Origin of the sequence: Anoxybacillus sp. PDR2 (assembly GCF_009834045.1) — a bacterium.
Lineage (GTDB): Bacteria > Bacillota > Bacilli > Bacillales > Anoxybacillaceae > Anoxybacteroides > Anoxybacteroides rupiense.
In genome coordinates this window covers 2,030,170-2,045,221 of record NZ_CP047158.1, presented here as the reverse complement: position 1 = coordinate 2,045,221, position 15,052 = coordinate 2,030,170, and the positions used below count along the sequence as shown (strand labels likewise).

The following is a 15,052-nucleotide window of genomic DNA, read 5'->3' as shown; positions in this document are numbered from 1 at the left end:
AGAAAATAAAAGTGCTAATGATGTTTTCAATAAGCTTCCGTTACGCAAAACTTACAAAACTCGACAAAAACCTTGTGAAAGTTTCTGTTTGCTTCCTCATTCATCGCGCCCGATTTCGCCAAGGCTGCTCTCGTTTGGTGTAACGCTCCAGAGGCTTCACTTCCCGCGTAACTCGCGGTACGAAACAAATGCAGTATATTTCGATAAATTTATGCTCGCATTCAAATCTCTGTCGATACTTATTCCGCAAGCATCACATCTAAATGTTCGTTCAGATCATTTCAATGATTTCTTTAAATATCCGCATGAACTACACATTTTTGAGGATGGATACCATTGGCTTGCTTCGATAAACTCAATGCCATATGCCTCGCACTTATGTTTTAGCTTTTGCTTAAAAAAGCATACAGGCGTTGTTGTTGTATCGCTTTTGATCAATGGCGGTTTTTCTTATCCCTTTAATGTTTAGATCTTCCATTATGATTCGAGTGGGCTTGGTTCTCACCAGCTCATTTGAACCTTTTATTTTCATAATCCTCGCGGATATTTTTCATCTGAATGCGCAATTTCTGCATTTCAAGTTTTGTCATGTTGCGTGTTTTGACGTAACGGATTACACCTCCTTCTTCTTGGATTTTGTTCCTTTCATACTTTCTCGAACATTTCCGTTGCAACCGACGGAAACGCTTCTCTAACCGCTTTAATCGTTTTGATTGGGTTACATGGGGGTATATTGTACCATTTGAACAAACAATGATTGAACAGGAATTTTTCCTTTTTCTGACAGAAGGGGATCCATCCGACTTTTTCAATATACACATGTGTATCGCTGAATTTAATTTTGGCTGTATCTTGATAGAACGATGGTTTGTTTTGTTTCTTGCTTTTAAACTTTGGCTTATTTGCTTTTCTATTAAAAAACTTCTTATATGCATATGCATCACATAAATCTTTAATCGCTTGCTTGGCAATATTGTTGCTATAATCATACAACTATTTGTAATCAGGATTTGTCTGTTTTAATGCCGTTAGCTGTTTGCGCACATCTCCATCTTTGATGAAATTCCCGCCGTTTTTATCGTTATTTTCTTGCTGTTCTAATGCCCAATTGTACGCCCATCGAGCAACACCAGCGCAACCAAACAGCTTGGTGCGCTGTTTATTATTTGGTTCTAATCTAAATTTTCCTAGTTCGTATCATCATGAAGCAACTCTTTTATTATTTTCTTGGCTCTGTTTGCTCGTTTCCCTTGAAGCTTACAACTAAAAACGGTGATCATTTGTACTAAATCCTCTACTAACTCTTGTTCTTCTGTCTTTTCGGTGCTGTCAATAATTTCAATCTCTACGCTATAGCAAGCACATATATGCTCCATCAATTCAAAACCAAATCGAACCAACCTGTCTTTATAAAGAACAACGATTTTTTCCACCCTATTGCTACATATTAAATCAATTCATTTCTTTAACCCTTGTTTCGAATAGTTCATCCCGCTACCGATGTCCTCGATGATTTCAAAAGAATAACCTTTTGCCATCATATATGTTCGAACAGCTTCAACTTGACGCTCTAGGTCGTCTTTTTGCTTTTTGCTAGGGACTCTGCAATACCCAATTCCTTTTTTCTGCACTTTTTGTTTCCTAATACTTGATTCAATTGCTCGTCGGAATAGTATCTAAATCCAGACGGAGCAATATATGCAGGTTTTAATACTCTTTTTTTATCCCAATTCCTTAATGTCCGTTCGCTTTTTTCGATTAACTCCGCAAATTTTCCTATGCTATAATACGCGCCATAAAAATCACCTCTATATACAACTTACCAAAAGTGAATAAAATGTATATAGTTTTATAAAAAATTATAGAAATATTTTAATTGTTTACGCCCTCCTTATCATCATCGAGCTATTTGTAAAAACGAAGAGCCAGCTCTTGGCATGTCTCATGTCGCAGCAAGATCACGGATGTTGACATCAACCTGTCGTCTCCAATGATGAAATGCCGCAGAGGTTAGTCTCTTTTCTTAAAGCATGAGGGCTTGATTTTTTCTCAGCGAACAACAACGAAAGGACGAGTCATGATTGATTTGCCTCTTTCATCATAAAGGAATGAATGGTTATTTGCCAAGTAAAGGCGAAAGAAGAAAAGCAGATGCAAACAGGTAAAAGTACGGGCTTTTCATCACTCATGATAGCATATCGCTTAGAGATTCGATATAATGACAATGCGTGGATTAAACGATAAATAGTTAGGTGATGAAAGGATGCTAACACTTCAAGATGTTTTACAGGCAAGGGAAAAAATGAAAGGGACTGTTCATCACACTCCGTTGGAGCATTCCCAAACATTCAGTCAATTTTCTCAAAACGAAGTGTATATGAAATTGGAGAATTTGCAAAAAACGGGATCTTTTAAAGTGCGGGGGTCATTCAACAAGATTATGACATTAAGTGAAGAGGAACGGAAACGAGGAGTGGTGGCGGCATCGGCGGGAAATCATGCTCAAGGAGTCGCCTATTCAAGTGCGATGATTGGCATTCCTTGCACGATTGTCATGCCGAAAGGGGCGCCTTTAAGCAAAGTACAGGCGACACAAGGATATGGAGCCGAAGTCGTTTTGCATGGCGATGTGTTTGATGAGTCGCTGGAATATGCTTTACAATTGCAAAAAGAACGTGAAGCGACATTTGTCCATCCCTTTGATGATTTAGCGGTCATTGCTGGTCAAGGCACGATTGGTTTGGAAATTATCGAGCAGCTGCCTGATGTGGATGTGGTGCTGTGTCCAGTAGGAGGAGGGGGGTTGCTCGCTGGATTAGCCTTTACATTGAAGCAACTAAAACCATCGATTCAAGTATACGGAGTGGAATCATCGGCATGTCCCGGCATGACGGAAGCGCTTCGCCAAAAAAAACCGGTGACGATCGTCTCTGCTGACACGATTGCTGATGGGATTGCCGTCAAAAAGCCAGGTGGCATCACATACCAATACATTGAAAAATATGTCGACGGAGTGGTTTGTGTAGAAGAAACAGAAATTTCAAGAACGATGCTTTATTTACTTGAACGGAACAAGCTGCTTGTAGAGGGATCGGGCGCTTGTCCGCTTGCGGCGTTATTATATCATAAAGTCCCATTCAAAGGAAAAAAAGTTGTCGCGGTATTAAGCGGAGGAAATGTGGATGTTACATTAATTTCCCGGATCATTGAACGCGGTTTAGTGGAGTCAGGACGGTTTGTCACATTCACCACGATCATTTCCGATAAACCTGGACAGCTCAATAAACTGCTTCGCATTATTGCGGAATTGGAAGCTAATGTCATGTCCATTCATCATCAGCGCATTGGAGCAAAGGTATTGCCGGGTCAAGCAGAGATTCACTTTTCACTTGAAACGAAAAATCAAGACCACATTCATCGCGTCCATCAAGTGTTGATCAATGAAGGATATGATGTAGAGTTTTTTCAATAAAAATAAAAGGGTGGCGGCCAGCCATCCTTTTTAATGAATAATAGAGGAGGAAGACCACTTTGTTTGTCCGGCTCCTTCATTGGCCATTTTTGCTTTCAGACATTCAAGAATGTAAAGGCCGACCATGCCGACTAATTCGGTTTCGTCCATATCTTCAATCAGTTGCAGCAAATCTTTTCGACTCAACTCTTCTAAAATAGACATGGTCATGATTTCTGCGTCTTCTTCGTCTCCAGTCAGCCGATCTTTATAATATTCATACAATTCATCAACAAATTTCATCAATAAGTCCTCCACAAGGCTAATGGCCCTTCATTTATTGCGCCCCTCCTCCCCATGATCCTATCAGGAATTGTCTATTTCTTGCTTATTTCGTTATGGTTGATCAGTGTTTTTTAGTGATTTCTGATCAAGAGGAGGGCTCTTCTTTTTACTTCATGTCAGAAAAATGCTGTGCATGCTTAATGAACATTTCCTGATTTTCAATGAGTCCGCATGCGGCACATTGAACACGATAGCTCGGTCCGCGGTAAGGCAGATGGAAAGGATCAAGGGAATCATTGGTATATTCTTGTTCAATTTCACCTGTTTGCGGATGGAGCTTGACTGCCACGGGACGCTGTTCAATTAAGTTAAAGCGTGTTCGATTCGTTTTGCAATTTGGACATAACATTGGTTCCAAATGGCTCACCTCCGTTTATTATCTTTTAAAATAAAAGCATATATTATACATAAAATCACTCATTTTTCCTATCTACATAAAAAATTGACAAGGAACGAATATAAAGATAAAGGGGAAGAGAAGATGCAAAAGGCCATTACGTTAGTGCATCGCGGAATGACACTTCGCGGAATGGAACATATTCCTCCACGAAAGGAAGGTGAAAAAGTTCCGGCGGTCATTTTATTTCATGGTTTTACAGGGACGAAGCTTGAGCCGCATCGATTGTTTCTTAAGTTGTCGCGGGCGCTAGAGAAGCAAGGAATAGCGAGCTTTCGTTTTGATTTTCTCGGAAGCGGGGAAAGCGACGGGAATTTTGAAGATATGACTGTATCAAGCGAAATAGCAGAAGCGCACGCCATTCTTGATTTTGTAAAAAAAGATGAGCGCATTGATGCGACGAAGATTTGTTTGCTTGGTCTTAGTATGGGAGGGCTCGTAGCGAGTGTTTTAGCTGGAGAAAGAGCGGCTGAAATTCATAAGCTTATTTTACTAGCGCCGGCAGGAAACATGTATGAGCTAATGATGTATATGGTTAAGCAAAACAAGATTGATATCACTGCTCCTTATTATGACCATGCGGGTAATTTAGTCGGTCGCTCATTTTTAGAAGATTTGAAAACGATCAATGTATTCGAACGAGCGAAGCCGTATAGAGGTCCAGTCTTACTGATTCATGGCACGAATGATGATGTTGTCCCTTATCAAGTAAGCAGCCAGTATCAGCAGAGATGTTATGGAGAGCAAGCAACCATTCACTGGATTAACGGTGCAAATCATACGTTTGATCGGCATGAATGGGAATGTGAAGTGCTTGATAAGGTTCTGCAATTTGCCTCGATTTATTAAACTTATTGTTTATTTTGTCAGGATGGTCTAGCTTCCCACAAAAACAGTGGGTACTTATTGAATGTTTCGTCGCCTGCTCCTACCGTAGAAAAAGCCTTGATGTTCATCATCGATGCCGAATGGTATCACAAATTGTATCTTCATACTCGTGGTGCTAGTTGGGTAGATGATCCTGATCCCTTCCATATTTGCTCTCATGTGAACCGCCGAGAGGTCGGCACGCGGTCACGCTTTGATGTGACCAAGGTAAGCCACCGACTTGCTCTCCGGCGGATGTGTGAAAAAGTTTATTTTTAGAAAACAACGGAACTAAAGCGAACGAAAAATCTTATTCCAATATTTTGCTTCACTTAGGGCTCGCTGGTCGGAAAGAATTTCATCAGGTGCGTTTCCTTGACCGATTACGTAACCGATATACGTCAAGCCAACAAATTGGAAAATGTACTGGAATTGCTGGATAAGCGGCAGTCCTTTTATATACGGATCATCTCCGCCAACAGCCACAACAAACGCTTTTTTTGATTTCATTTCCTCCTTGAAGGAAAAATGAGGGTCTCGCAAGCTTTGTGACCACCGATCAATAAACAGCTTCATTTGTCCACTCATTCCATACCAATAAATCGGTGTGGCAAAAATCAAAATATCATGTTCGCGAACAAGACGAATGATTTTTTCATAGTCATCTGCCACAGGAGTAAATCCTTCTGGATCATGCCGTTTATCAATAATCGGTGTAATCGAAAAATCTTTCATATAGATCTGTTGATGAGCGATCCCCTCTAGCACAATTTGCGCTAATCGTGCTGTATTCCCGTTTTCGCGTGAACTGCCATTCATGAGAAGAATATTAGCCATTGAACTTACCTCTTTCTTTTTTTTTATCAACGCTTATTATAAACAATTATTGACATCTGGGTCATTTATTACGTATTTTATAGATAGCAACTACAAAATATTTAACTTTTCTAAAAATTATGTTAATATAAACGATAAAGGAGATTTTCAATGGCAAATAAAACGTTAAAAGAAAGAATTATCGATACGGCTCTACATCTTTTTGAACAATATGGCTATCATGGAGTTACCGTCGATCGGATTGTCACAGAAATTAACGCATCAAAAGGCGGTTTTTATCATAATTTTAAATCAAAAGATGAACTTCTTTATCACATTCACGATGTGTTTATTACTTACGTGCTCAACAAGGCGCAGGCGGCCTATGAAAACTATAAAACGCCTACAGAGCGTTTATGTGCCATTATTCAATCATTTGTAAAAGTATTTCATTTATACAAGCCGCATATCACGGTGTTTTACCAAGAAAGCACTTATTTAAAACCGGAGTATTCACAAAAAATCAATGAAAAACGTGATGAGTTTAAGCAGGTGATTTTCCGGGTCATTCGCGAAGGCATTGCCGCAGGCGAGTTTCGTCCAGAGCTTTCTGTAGAAATTACAGGCATGACGATTATTGGTATGGTGAACTGGACGTATAAATGGTATAAACCGGAAGGACCGATGACAATCGAACAAATTGCCGACTATTTTATTGATTTTATTTTGCATGCTGTCCTTACAGAAGAAGCTAAGCAAAAATCGGAAAATATCATTTATTTCATCAAAAACAAGCAAGCTTCACTCCGATCGTTTTAAAAAATGATGCTTACTGAATGTAAGTGTTGCTCGTGAAACAAACCAACTAGTCGGTCTTAAAACCATTCAAAACCGACTAGTCGGTTTTAGAATAATATGTTATAAATGGGGGAGAGAGAATGAATTTTGAACTGACAAAAGAGCAACAGATGATTAAAGAAATGGTAAGGGAGTTTGCCGAGAAGGAAATTGCACCAAACGCGGCGAAATGGGATGAAGAAGCCTATTTTTCTGTCGGAATATTCAAAAAGATGGGGGAATTAGGGCTATTGGGAATTCCATTTCCAGAAGAATATGGCGGAGCTGGTGGCGATACGATTTCATATGCCGTCGCTGTTGAGGAAATTGGCCGTGCTTGTGGCGGGACAGGTCTTAGCTATGCTGCTGCTGTCTCACTAGGTGCAAGCCCTATTTACTATTTCGGCACAGAAGAGCAAAAGCAAAAATGGCTTGTTCCGATGGCGAGAGGAGAGGCGTTGGGAGCGTTCGGATTAACCGAACCGAATGCTGGTTCCGATGCTGGGGGAACCCGGACGAGAGCGGTGCTGGACGGGGATGAATATATCATCAATGGAGAAAAATGCTGGATTACGAATGCGGGGCATGCAAGGCAAGTGATTGTGACTGCAGTCACCGGAAAGGATGAGAGAGGAAAAAATATCATCTCTGCTATTATTGTTCCAACAGATACCCCGGGATTTACGATTCGATGCAATTACGACAAAATGGGTGTCCGTGCTTCCAATACGTGCGAGCTTGTGCTAGAAAATGTGCGTGTGCCGAAAGAGAACGTATTAGGGGATCCAGCAAAGGGCTTTAAGCAATTTTTATATACTCTCGATGGCGGCCGCATTTCAATTGCTGCTCTTGCCGTTGGAATCGCTCAAGCTGCGTTTGAGAAAGCGCTTCAATATGCGAAAGAACGCACACAATTTGGCCAATCCATTTCTAAATTTCAAGCGATTCAGTTTAAGCTTGCCGATATGGCGATGGAAATCGAATTAGCCCGCAATATGGTGTATAAAGCGGCTTGGCTAAAAGACCAAGGGAAACCGTTTACAAAAGAAGCCTCTTTTGCTAAACTGTTCGCTTCTGAAGCTGGCTTCCGCATATGTAATCAAGCCATTCAGATCCATGGCGGATACGGGTACATGAAAGAATATGGAGTCGAGCGCCATTTGCGCGATATTAAGCTTATGGAAATTGGTGAAGGCACATCTGAAATTCAGCGGCTCGTCATTGCCCGTCAGCTTGGATGTTAAAGGCAGAAAAATGGCGCGGATGAAAATTTCATTCAACCAAAGGAGGCGCATGTTATGGCGGAGATGTTAGGGGTTACAGTTGGCAAGCTATTAGAAGAAAAAGCGAACGCTTACCCAGAGCATGAGGCTGTTGTATATGCAGATCGCGGACTTAGAATGACATACAGGCAGTTTGATGAATATTGCCGTCTTGTTGCTCGGGGATTCATGAAGCTGGGCATTGAGACAGGGGAGAATGTTGCCATTTGGGCAACGAACACTCCTGAATGGCTGGCATGCCAGTTTGCTACAGGTAAAATGGGGGCTGTGCTTGTAACGGTCAATACGAACTACCGCACAGCTGAATTAGAATACTTATTGAAGCAATCAGATTCTACCACGCTGATTTTAATAGAACGATATCGCGATTCCTCTTACATTGACACTATTTATGAGATTGCTCCCGAACTGTACGAATGTCAGCCAGGACAGTTGAAGTCGAAACGTCTTCCGCATCTAAAAAATGTGATTGTTCTGGGGGACCGACGTTACCCAGGCACATACACGTGGAATGATATTTTGGCGATGGCCCATGACATCACCGAAGAGGAACTTGATCAACGAATGAACGCTCTTGACCCGCATGATGTCATCAACATGCAATATACCTCAGGAACGACGGGCTTTCCAAAAGGAGTGATGCTCAGTCATTACAACATTGTCAACAATGCCTACAACATCGCTCAATGCATGAAGCTTACAAAAGAAGATCGTTTATGTATTCCTGTGCCATTTTTCCATTGCTTTGGCTGCGTGCTTGGCGTCTTAGCATGCGTCTCTGTCGGCGCCACGATCGTACCAATTCAAGAATTCAACGCGAAACAAGTACTTCAAACGGTTCAAGATGAAAAATGTACAGCTTTACATGGCGTGCCAACCATGTTTATTGCTGAGTTAAACGACCCTGATTTTGAAAAATATGACTTGTCTTCCTTGCGAACAGGAATTATGGCAGGATCAAACTGTCCAATCGAAGTGATGAAGGCGGTCATTGAAAAAATGGGAGCCAAGGAAATTACGATTGCTTATGGACAAACCGAATCTTCGCCTGTCATTACTCAGACGAGAACGGATGACCCTATTCATTTGCGTGTCGAGACAGTGGGGCGTGCACTTCCGAATGTTGAAGTCAAAATTGTCGAACCGGGCACAAACAGGGAAGTGCCCCGCGGGGTGCAAGGAGAGTTATGTACAAGAGGCTATCATGTCATGAAAGGATATTATAACAATCCGGAAGCAACGAGAGAAGCGATTGATGACGAAGGATGGCTTCATACAGGCGACTTAGCAATAATGGATGAAAATGGATATTGCCGTATTACTGGAAGGTTAAAGGATATGATTATTCGCGGTGGAGAAAACATTTATCCGCGAGAAATTGAAGAATTTTTATATCGGCATCCGAAAATTCTAGATGTTCAAGTGGTTGGAGTGCCTGATGAGAAGTATGGGGAAGAAGTGATGGCGTGGATTATTTTAAAACCAGGGCAAGCGGCAACAGCTGAGGAAATTCGTGAATTTTGCCGCGGAAAAATATCGCGTCATAAAATTCCTCGTTATATTGAATTTACGGATTCATATCCGATGACAGCGTCTGGAAAAATCCAAAAGTTTAAGTTGCGTGAACAGGCTAAACAAATTCTTCGTGCCAAGACAACCAATGAATAGGAGGAGTTGCATGTTTAAAAAAGTATTAGTGGCGAATCGGGGAGAAATTGCAGCACGAGTCATTCGAACATGCCAGCGGTTAGGAATTCAGACGGTAGCGATATACTCAGAAGCAGATGCTGCTTCTCTCCATGTCAAATGGGCAGACGAAGCTTATTTAATCGGAAAGCCGCGTGTCAGCGAAAGTTATTTGAATATTGAAAAAATTATTGAAATCGCCAAAACGACGAAAGCGGAAGCGATTCATCCAGGATATGGTCTATTGTCGGAAAATCCGGCGTTTGCGCGTCGTTGTGAAGAGGAAGGAATCGTATTTATCGGGCCGAATGCGGATGTAATTGCGAAAATGGGAAGCAAGATTGAGTCGCGGAAAACGATGGCAGAGGCAGGTGTGCCGATCGTTCCAGGCATTTCGTTTCCGCTGCAAAATGTTGAAGAAGCAATGAGCACGGCAGCGACAATCGGTTATCCCATTATGTTAAAGGCATCTGCCGGTGGTGGCGGCATCGGCATGCAAATCGTCCATAATGAGGAGGAATTGCGCAAAGCGTTTGAAGGCAACCAAAAGCGGGCGACTTCTTTCTTTGGCGATGGGGCGATGTATTTGGAAAAGTATATTCAGAACCCTCGCCATATTGAAGTTCAGCTTCTTGCGGACCGCCACGGGAATTATGTGTATTTATGGGAGCGTGAATGTTCGATTCAGCGGCGCCATCAAAAGGTGATTGAAGAAGCTCCTTCCTTGTTTTTAGATGAGCAAACAAGAAAAAAAATGGGAGAGACAGCGATTCAAGCTGCCAAATATATCGGTTATACAAATGCAGGAACGATTGAATTTCTTGTTGACGAACAGAAAAATTTCTATTTTCTTGAAATGAATACGCGGCTTCAGGTAGAGCATCCAGTAACGGAGGAAATCACCGGTTTGGATCTTGTCGAAGAGCAGCTGCGCGTCGCTGCCGGAGAAAAGCTTGGCTATAGCCAAGAGCATATCCAGCGCCGAGGGCATGCCATTGAGGTGCGGATTTACGCGGAAGATCCAAAAACCTTTTTTCCATCCCCAGGAGCCATTACGGCCTTTCAATTACCGGAAGGAGAGCATATTCGCAATGAAACAGCTGTTCAAAGCGGAATGGTGGTAACGCCGTTTTATGATCCTATGATTGCGAAATTAATTGTGAAAGGCAAAAACCGAAAGGAAGCAATTGATCGCATGTTGCAAGCGCTCGACAGCTATCAAATTGAAGGAATTAAAACAAACATTCCAATGCTAAAAGAAGTATTAACGCACCCGGCATTTCAAGCGGGGCATACGACAACAGATTTTGTCAATCGTCATTTAAGCAATATTTCGATCAAAAAATAAGAGGCTCATGAAGTCTTCCACTTTTCTTCATTAAGAAAGTGGAAGACATTCGATCATCAAGATTAGGAAATGGAGGAATAAAAAGATGAATCAAATTGTGGCAACAATGGCGGGAAATGTATGGAAAATTGTTGTTTCTGTTGGCGAAAAAATTGAGGAAGGGCAAGATGTCGTAATTTTAGAATCAATGAAAATGGAAATTCCCATTGCTGCAGAAGCAAGCGGAATCGTTAAAGAAATTCATGTGCAAGAAGGCGATTTTGTCAATGAAGGCGACATTTTGCTTGAATTGGAATAAGAGGTGAGGAGCGTGGGAAACTGGCCGAAACACGTAACAATTAAAGAGGTAGGGCCTCGTGATGGGCTGCAAAACGAAAAGACAGCCATTGCGACTGAAGATAAAATTGCTTGGATTAATCAGCTTTCCAAAACAGGGTTGACGTACATTGAAATCACATCATTTGTTCATCCAAAATGGATTCCGCAGCTCGCTGATGCCTTCGATGTTGCAACAGGAATTGAGAGAGTTCCTAGTGTTACATACGCTGCACTTGTTCCGAATCAAAAAGGGCTTGAAAAAGCTTTGGCGGCTCAAGTGGACGAAATCTCAGTATTTATGTCGGCAAGTGAGACACACAATCAAAGAAATATTAATAAATCCATCTCCGACACCTTTCCTGTTCTAACCGCTGTTGTTCAGGAAGCAAAGCGTGCTCAAAAAACCGTTCGCGGCTATCTTTCAACGGCTTTTGGTTGCCCTTATGAGGGGGAAGTTTCCGTTGAACAGGTAGCCGCTATATCAGAGCGGTTGTTTGAAATGGGAGTGGATGAGCTTTCGTTAGGCGATACGATCGGTGTTGCTACCCCGCGCCAAGTGGAAGCTGTACTCAACTCACTTTTGAAGAGATTTCCAAAAGAAAAACTAGCCATGCATTTTCACGATACGAGAGGAACCGCTTTAGCCAATGTACTGATTTCATTAGAAATGGGCATTACAACCTTTGACAGCTCACTCGGCGGATTGGGTGGCTGCCCATATGCTCCGGGAGCTTCCGGAAATGTCGCAACCGATGATTTATTATATATGCTTCATGGCATGGATATTGCTACAGGCATTGACGCCACGCGACTAACGGAAGCGGCCCTATTCATTCAAAACAAAATCGGTCGAGTGCTCAGTAGCCATCAGTTACAAACCATCGATTCGTGTTTGTCCTAATGAAGGAGAGTGATTGAATGGAACCGTCTATTCTCTATGAGGCAGCGAATGGAGTGGGGATGCTGACCTTGCATCGCCCGCAAGCGGCCAACGCTTTGTCCACTGCGATGTTAAACGAGCTGAAGCAAAAGCTTGAGCAATTAAAATTTGATCGCTCGATCCGATGTGTAATTGTAACAGGAAGTGGAAAAAAAGCGTTTTGCGCTGGTGCCGACTTAAAAGAACGCGCCAGTATGACTGAAACAGAGGTGAGAAAAACGGTCGCACTGATTCGCGATACGATCAATGAAGTTGAACAGCTGCCAACACCGACGATTTGTGCCATGAATGGCGTTGCTTTTGGCGGTGGCCTGGAATTGGCGTTAGCCTGTGACATCCGCATTGCCTCTGATCATGCTCAGCTTGGATTAACCGAGACATCGCTTGGCATTATTCCGGGAGCCGGTGGAACTCAGCGGCTTCCGCGTTTAATTGGAAAAGGAAAAGCAAAAGAGCTCATTTTTACGGCCAAGCGGCTAACAGCGGCGGAAGCGGCCCAGCTTGGAATAGTAGAGTATGTTGTTCCTGATGAGCAGTTAATGGAAAAGGCGAATGAACTTGCCGAACAAATTATCCAAAATGCGCCGATCGCTGTTTCCCAAGCTAAAATAGCCATTAATCGAGGTCTGGAAGTCGATTTATATACAGGCTTGAAGCTGGAACAGATGGCTTACGAGATGACCATTCCAACAAAGGACCGTTTAGAAGGGCTGCAGGCCTTTAAAGAAAAACGGAAGCCTGTTTATAAAGGAGAGTAAAGGAGGAAGTGCGAGTGATCAACGAGCAAGCAAAAACGTTAACTGAGAAATTGGCGGAACAAATTGAAAAAATTGAACAAGGTGGTGCCATAAAGTACCATCAAAAAAATGCGGAGCAAGGCAAGCTATTTGTACGGGATCGTCTAAAGCTGTTATTTGATGATGGGATGCAATTTGAGGATGCTTTATTTGCCAATTGTCTTGCTGACGGCCTGCCGGCTGACGGGGTGGTAACGGGGATCGGCAAAATCAATGGGCAAACCGTATGTGTAATGGCCAATGATTCAACGGTAAAGGCCGGGTCTTGGGGATCACGCACCGTAGAAAAAATCATTCGCATCCAAGAAACCGCTGAAAAGCTTCGATGCCCGATGCTGTATTTAGTAGACTCTGCCGGAGCGCGCATTACCGACCAGGTGGAAATGTTTCCTGGCCGCCGCGGGGCAGGGCGCATTTTTTACAATCAGGTGAAGCTGTCTGGAAAAGTGCCGCAAATCTGTTTATTATTTGGTCCATCGGCAGCCGGTGGCGCTTATATTCCTGCTTTTTGTGATATCGTCATTATGGTTGAAGGGAATGCTTCGATGTATTTAGGATCGCCGCGAATGGCCGAAATGGTCATTGGCGAAAAAGTGACGCTCGAAGAAATGGGCGGAGCGCGTATGCACTGCAGTGTTTCAGGATGCGGAGATGTGCTTGTAAAAACAGAAGAAGAAGCGATCCAATTTGCACGCAAGTACTTATCTTATTTTCCGGCCAACTTCGCTGAAAAACCGCCGGTTGCCGAAGCAAAGCCAGCGAAGAGCTTTGAAAAAAACATCGAGGATATTTTGCCGTTGAATCAAAATGCGCCGTTTAATATGTATGATTTGATTGAGCGTTTTGTGGATGAAGACTCTTTTTGCGAAATCAAAAAGCTATTTGCACCTGAATTGATTACAGGACTTGCTCGCTTGAATGGACAGCCAATTGGCATCCTTGCTAACCAACCGCGCGTCAAGGGCGGTGTCTTATTCCATGATTCGGCTGATAAAGCAGCCAAATTTATTACTTTATGTGATGCTTTCAATATTCCGCTTTTATTTTTAGCCGATATTCCTGGATTTATGATCGGCACAAAAGTGGAAAGAGCAGGAATTATCCGCCATGGAGCGAAAATGATTTCAGCGATGTCAGAAGCAACGGTTCCAAAAATTTCTGTTATCGTGCGGAAAGCGTATGGGGCCGGTCTTTATGCGATGGCTGGCCCAGCCTTTGAACCGGATTGCTGCTTAGCATTTCCTAATGCGCAAATTGCTGTGATGGGACCGGAAGCAGCCGTTAATGCGGTATATGCCAATAAAATTGCTGAACTTCCTAAAGAAGAACAAGCAGCCTTTATTGAACAAAAACGGGAGGAATATCGCCGCGATATTGATATTTATCGCTTAGCGTCAGAGATGGTCATCGATGGCATTATCGCGCCAAATCAGCTGCGGGAAGAATTGACTCGCCGCTTTGATGCCTATATGTCGAAATACATCGTCTTTTCGGAAAGAAAGCATGGAGTGTATCCAGTGTAATAAAAAATCAGGAATAGATACTTGCAAAGTTGCAAAAGATTATGTATGATAATAATCACCTGCTGCGTTGTACGTGACAGAATGAAGTTTCAACCGATGACTGTAAAGAGGGAGTTCCATATCGAAACGGGAATGTCATGCCTCGATAATCGGATGCGGAGGACGACAAGAACGTTTCTGCGGACACCCACCTAGTGGAGTGTGGTTGAGAAACTCCATTCAGAAAACGGCAAATCGCGGCATCTTTATTCGATCATACAAAAGCCGATCTCTTTCAGAGGTCGGCTTTTTGTTATATTGATATAGGTAAATTTTTATCTTTTTTGACAAAATTTTTATTTAATTGAATGAGACCTTATTACCATAACAGTAGTTTTACTTAGTTTGATAAAGGACATACTAATCTCTGGAATGATAAAGACAAGATAGTTGATTTTTAATAAA

Annotated in this window: 14 protein-coding genes, 1 other RNA gene and 2 pseudogenes; 11 read left to right on the top strand and 6 right to left on the bottom strand. The window is 42.4% G+C overall.

What is annotated here, in order from left to right; all coding sequences use genetic code 11:
* Positions 1-156: 156 nt before the first annotated feature.
* The 3 genes and pseudogenes from GRQ40_RS19005 to GRQ40_RS09765 form a co-directional block, all read right to left on the bottom strand.
* Positions 157-438, bottom strand: a pseudogene (locus tag GRQ40_RS19005) (zinc ribbon domain-containing protein).
* 555 nt (positions 439-993) lie between these two features.
* Positions 994-1,146 carry a helix-turn-helix domain-containing protein gene (locus GRQ40_RS19000; RefSeq protein WP_369815545.1) on the bottom strand — a complete coding sequence of 51 codons (153 nt, stop codon included), beginning with the start codon at positions 1,144-1,146 and terminating at the stop codon, positions 994-996.
* Between the two features lie 41 nt (positions 1,147-1,187).
* Positions 1,188-1,780 (bottom strand): annotated as a pseudogene (locus GRQ40_RS09765) (IS607 family transposase).
* Positions 1,781-2,263: 483 nt separating this feature from the next.
* Here GRQ40_RS09765 and ilvA point away from each other — a divergent pair.
* Entirely contained in the window at positions 2,264-3,472 is a 1,209-nt protein-coding gene (ilvA, locus tag GRQ40_RS09760) for a threonine ammonia-lyase (protein WP_066149051.1), read from the top strand.
* A gap of 30 nt (positions 3,473-3,502) precedes the next feature.
* On the opposite strand, the gene GRQ40_RS09755 is transcribed toward ilvA, so the two are convergent.
* Together GRQ40_RS09755 and GRQ40_RS09750 are read right to left on the bottom strand one after the other, a co-directional pair.
* On the bottom strand, positions 3,503-3,754 hold the full coding sequence (locus GRQ40_RS09755) for a DUF6154 family protein (protein ID WP_159719881.1): 252 nt from the start codon (positions 3,752-3,754) through the stop codon (positions 3,503-3,505).
* A 148-nt stretch (positions 3,755-3,902) separates the two neighbouring features.
* Entirely contained in the window at positions 3,903-4,154 is a 252-nt protein-coding gene (locus GRQ40_RS09750; RefSeq protein WP_044745992.1) for a hypothetical protein, read from the bottom strand.
* A gap of 123 nt (positions 4,155-4,277) precedes the next feature.
* Between GRQ40_RS09750 and GRQ40_RS09745 the strand changes: the two genes are divergently transcribed.
* Positions 4,278-5,042 carry an alpha/beta hydrolase family protein gene (locus GRQ40_RS09745; RefSeq protein WP_159719880.1) on the top strand — a complete coding sequence of 255 codons (765 nt, stop codon included), beginning with the start codon at positions 4,278-4,280 and terminating at the stop codon, positions 5,040-5,042.
* 309 nt (positions 5,043-5,351) lie between these two features.
* Here GRQ40_RS09745 and GRQ40_RS09740 read toward each other — a convergent pair whose 3' ends face one another.
* The gene (locus GRQ40_RS09740; protein ID WP_197431018.1) at positions 5,352-5,888 is read right to left on the bottom strand and encodes a flavodoxin family protein; all 537 of its coding nucleotides are present in this window, start codon (positions 5,886-5,888) and stop codon (positions 5,352-5,354) included.
* A gap of 159 nt (positions 5,889-6,047) precedes the next feature.
* On the opposite strand from GRQ40_RS09740, the gene GRQ40_RS09735 reads away from it, so the two are divergent.
* From GRQ40_RS09735 to ssrS, 9 genes are all read left to right on the top strand, one after another.
* A complete protein-coding gene (locus tag GRQ40_RS09735) occupies positions 6,048-6,695 on the top strand; it encodes a TetR/AcrR family transcriptional regulator (RefSeq protein WP_066149047.1) in 648 nt (215 codons plus the stop codon).
* Positions 6,696-6,814: 119 nt separating this feature from the next.
* Positions 6,815-7,957 (top strand): acyl-CoA dehydrogenase, encoded by a 1,143-nt coding sequence (locus tag GRQ40_RS09730; RefSeq protein ID WP_044741650.1) that lies wholly within the window; start codon positions 6,815-6,817, stop codon positions 7,955-7,957.
* A 63-nt stretch (positions 7,958-8,020) separates the two neighbouring features.
* Positions 8,021-9,664, top strand: coding sequence for an AMP-binding protein (locus GRQ40_RS09725; RefSeq protein WP_159720839.1), 1,644 nt, complete (start codon positions 8,021-8,023; stop codon positions 9,662-9,664).
* Positions 9,665-9,674: 10 nt separating this feature from the next.
* Positions 9,675-11,030 carry an acetyl-CoA carboxylase biotin carboxylase subunit gene (locus GRQ40_RS09720; RefSeq protein ID WP_159719879.1) on the top strand — a complete coding sequence of 452 codons (1,356 nt, stop codon included), beginning with the start codon at positions 9,675-9,677 and terminating at the stop codon, positions 11,028-11,030.
* Positions 11,031-11,115: 85 nt separating this feature from the next.
* Entirely contained in the window at positions 11,116-11,328 is a 213-nt protein-coding gene (locus GRQ40_RS09715; RefSeq protein WP_159719878.1) for an acetyl-CoA carboxylase biotin carboxyl carrier protein subunit, read from the top strand.
* Positions 11,329-11,340: 12 nt separating this feature from the next.
* Complete coding sequence (locus GRQ40_RS09710; protein ID WP_159719877.1) at positions 11,341-12,249, top strand: hydroxymethylglutaryl-CoA lyase; 909 nt, start codon at positions 11,341-11,343, stop codon at positions 12,247-12,249.
* A 17-nt stretch (positions 12,250-12,266) separates the two neighbouring features.
* Positions 12,267-13,046, top strand: a complete 780-nt coding sequence (locus tag GRQ40_RS09705; protein ID WP_159719876.1) for an enoyl-CoA hydratase — start codon at positions 12,267-12,269, stop codon at positions 13,044-13,046.
* 14 nt (positions 13,047-13,060) lie between these two features.
* Entirely contained in the window at positions 13,061-14,608 is a 1,548-nt protein-coding gene (locus GRQ40_RS09700) for an acyl-CoA carboxylase subunit beta (protein WP_159719875.1), read from the top strand.
* 56 nt (positions 14,609-14,664) lie between these two features.
* A non-coding RNA gene (ssrS, locus tag GRQ40_RS09695) (6S RNA) lies at positions 14,665-14,855 on the top strand.
* Positions 14,856-15,052: the final 197 nt, after the last annotated feature.

Bases quoted from the DNA above. Each gene is read 5' to 3' on its own strand.
- GRQ40_RS09745 (WP_159719880.1), top strand. From the start codon at position 4,278: ATGCAAAAGGCCATTACGTTAGTGCATCGCGGAATGACACTTCGCGGA.
- ilvA (WP_066149051.1), top strand. From the start codon at position 2,264: ATGCTAACACTTCAAGATGTTTTACAGGCAAGGGAAAAAATGAAAGGG.
- GRQ40_RS09725 (WP_159720839.1), top strand. From the start codon at position 8,021: ATGTTAGGGGTTACAGTTGGCAAGCTATTAGAAGAAAAAGCGAACGCT.
- GRQ40_RS09705 (WP_159719876.1), top strand. From the start codon at position 12,267: ATGGAACCGTCTATTCTCTATGAGGCAGCGAATGGAGTGGGGATGCTG.
- GRQ40_RS09755 (WP_159719881.1), bottom strand. From the start codon at position 3,754: ATGAAATTTGTTGATGAATTGTATGAATATTATAAAGATCGGCTGACT.
- GRQ40_RS09735 (WP_066149047.1), top strand. From the start codon at position 6,048: ATGGCAAATAAAACGTTAAAAGAAAGAATTATCGATACGGCTCTACAT.
- GRQ40_RS09720 (WP_159719879.1), top strand. From the start codon at position 9,675: ATGTTTAAAAAAGTATTAGTGGCGAATCGGGGAGAAATTGCAGCACGA.
- GRQ40_RS09715 (WP_159719878.1), top strand. From the start codon at position 11,116: ATGAATCAAATTGTGGCAACAATGGCGGGAAATGTATGGAAAATTGTT.
- GRQ40_RS09730 (WP_044741650.1), top strand. From the start codon at position 6,815: ATGAATTTTGAACTGACAAAAGAGCAACAGATGATTAAAGAAATGGTA.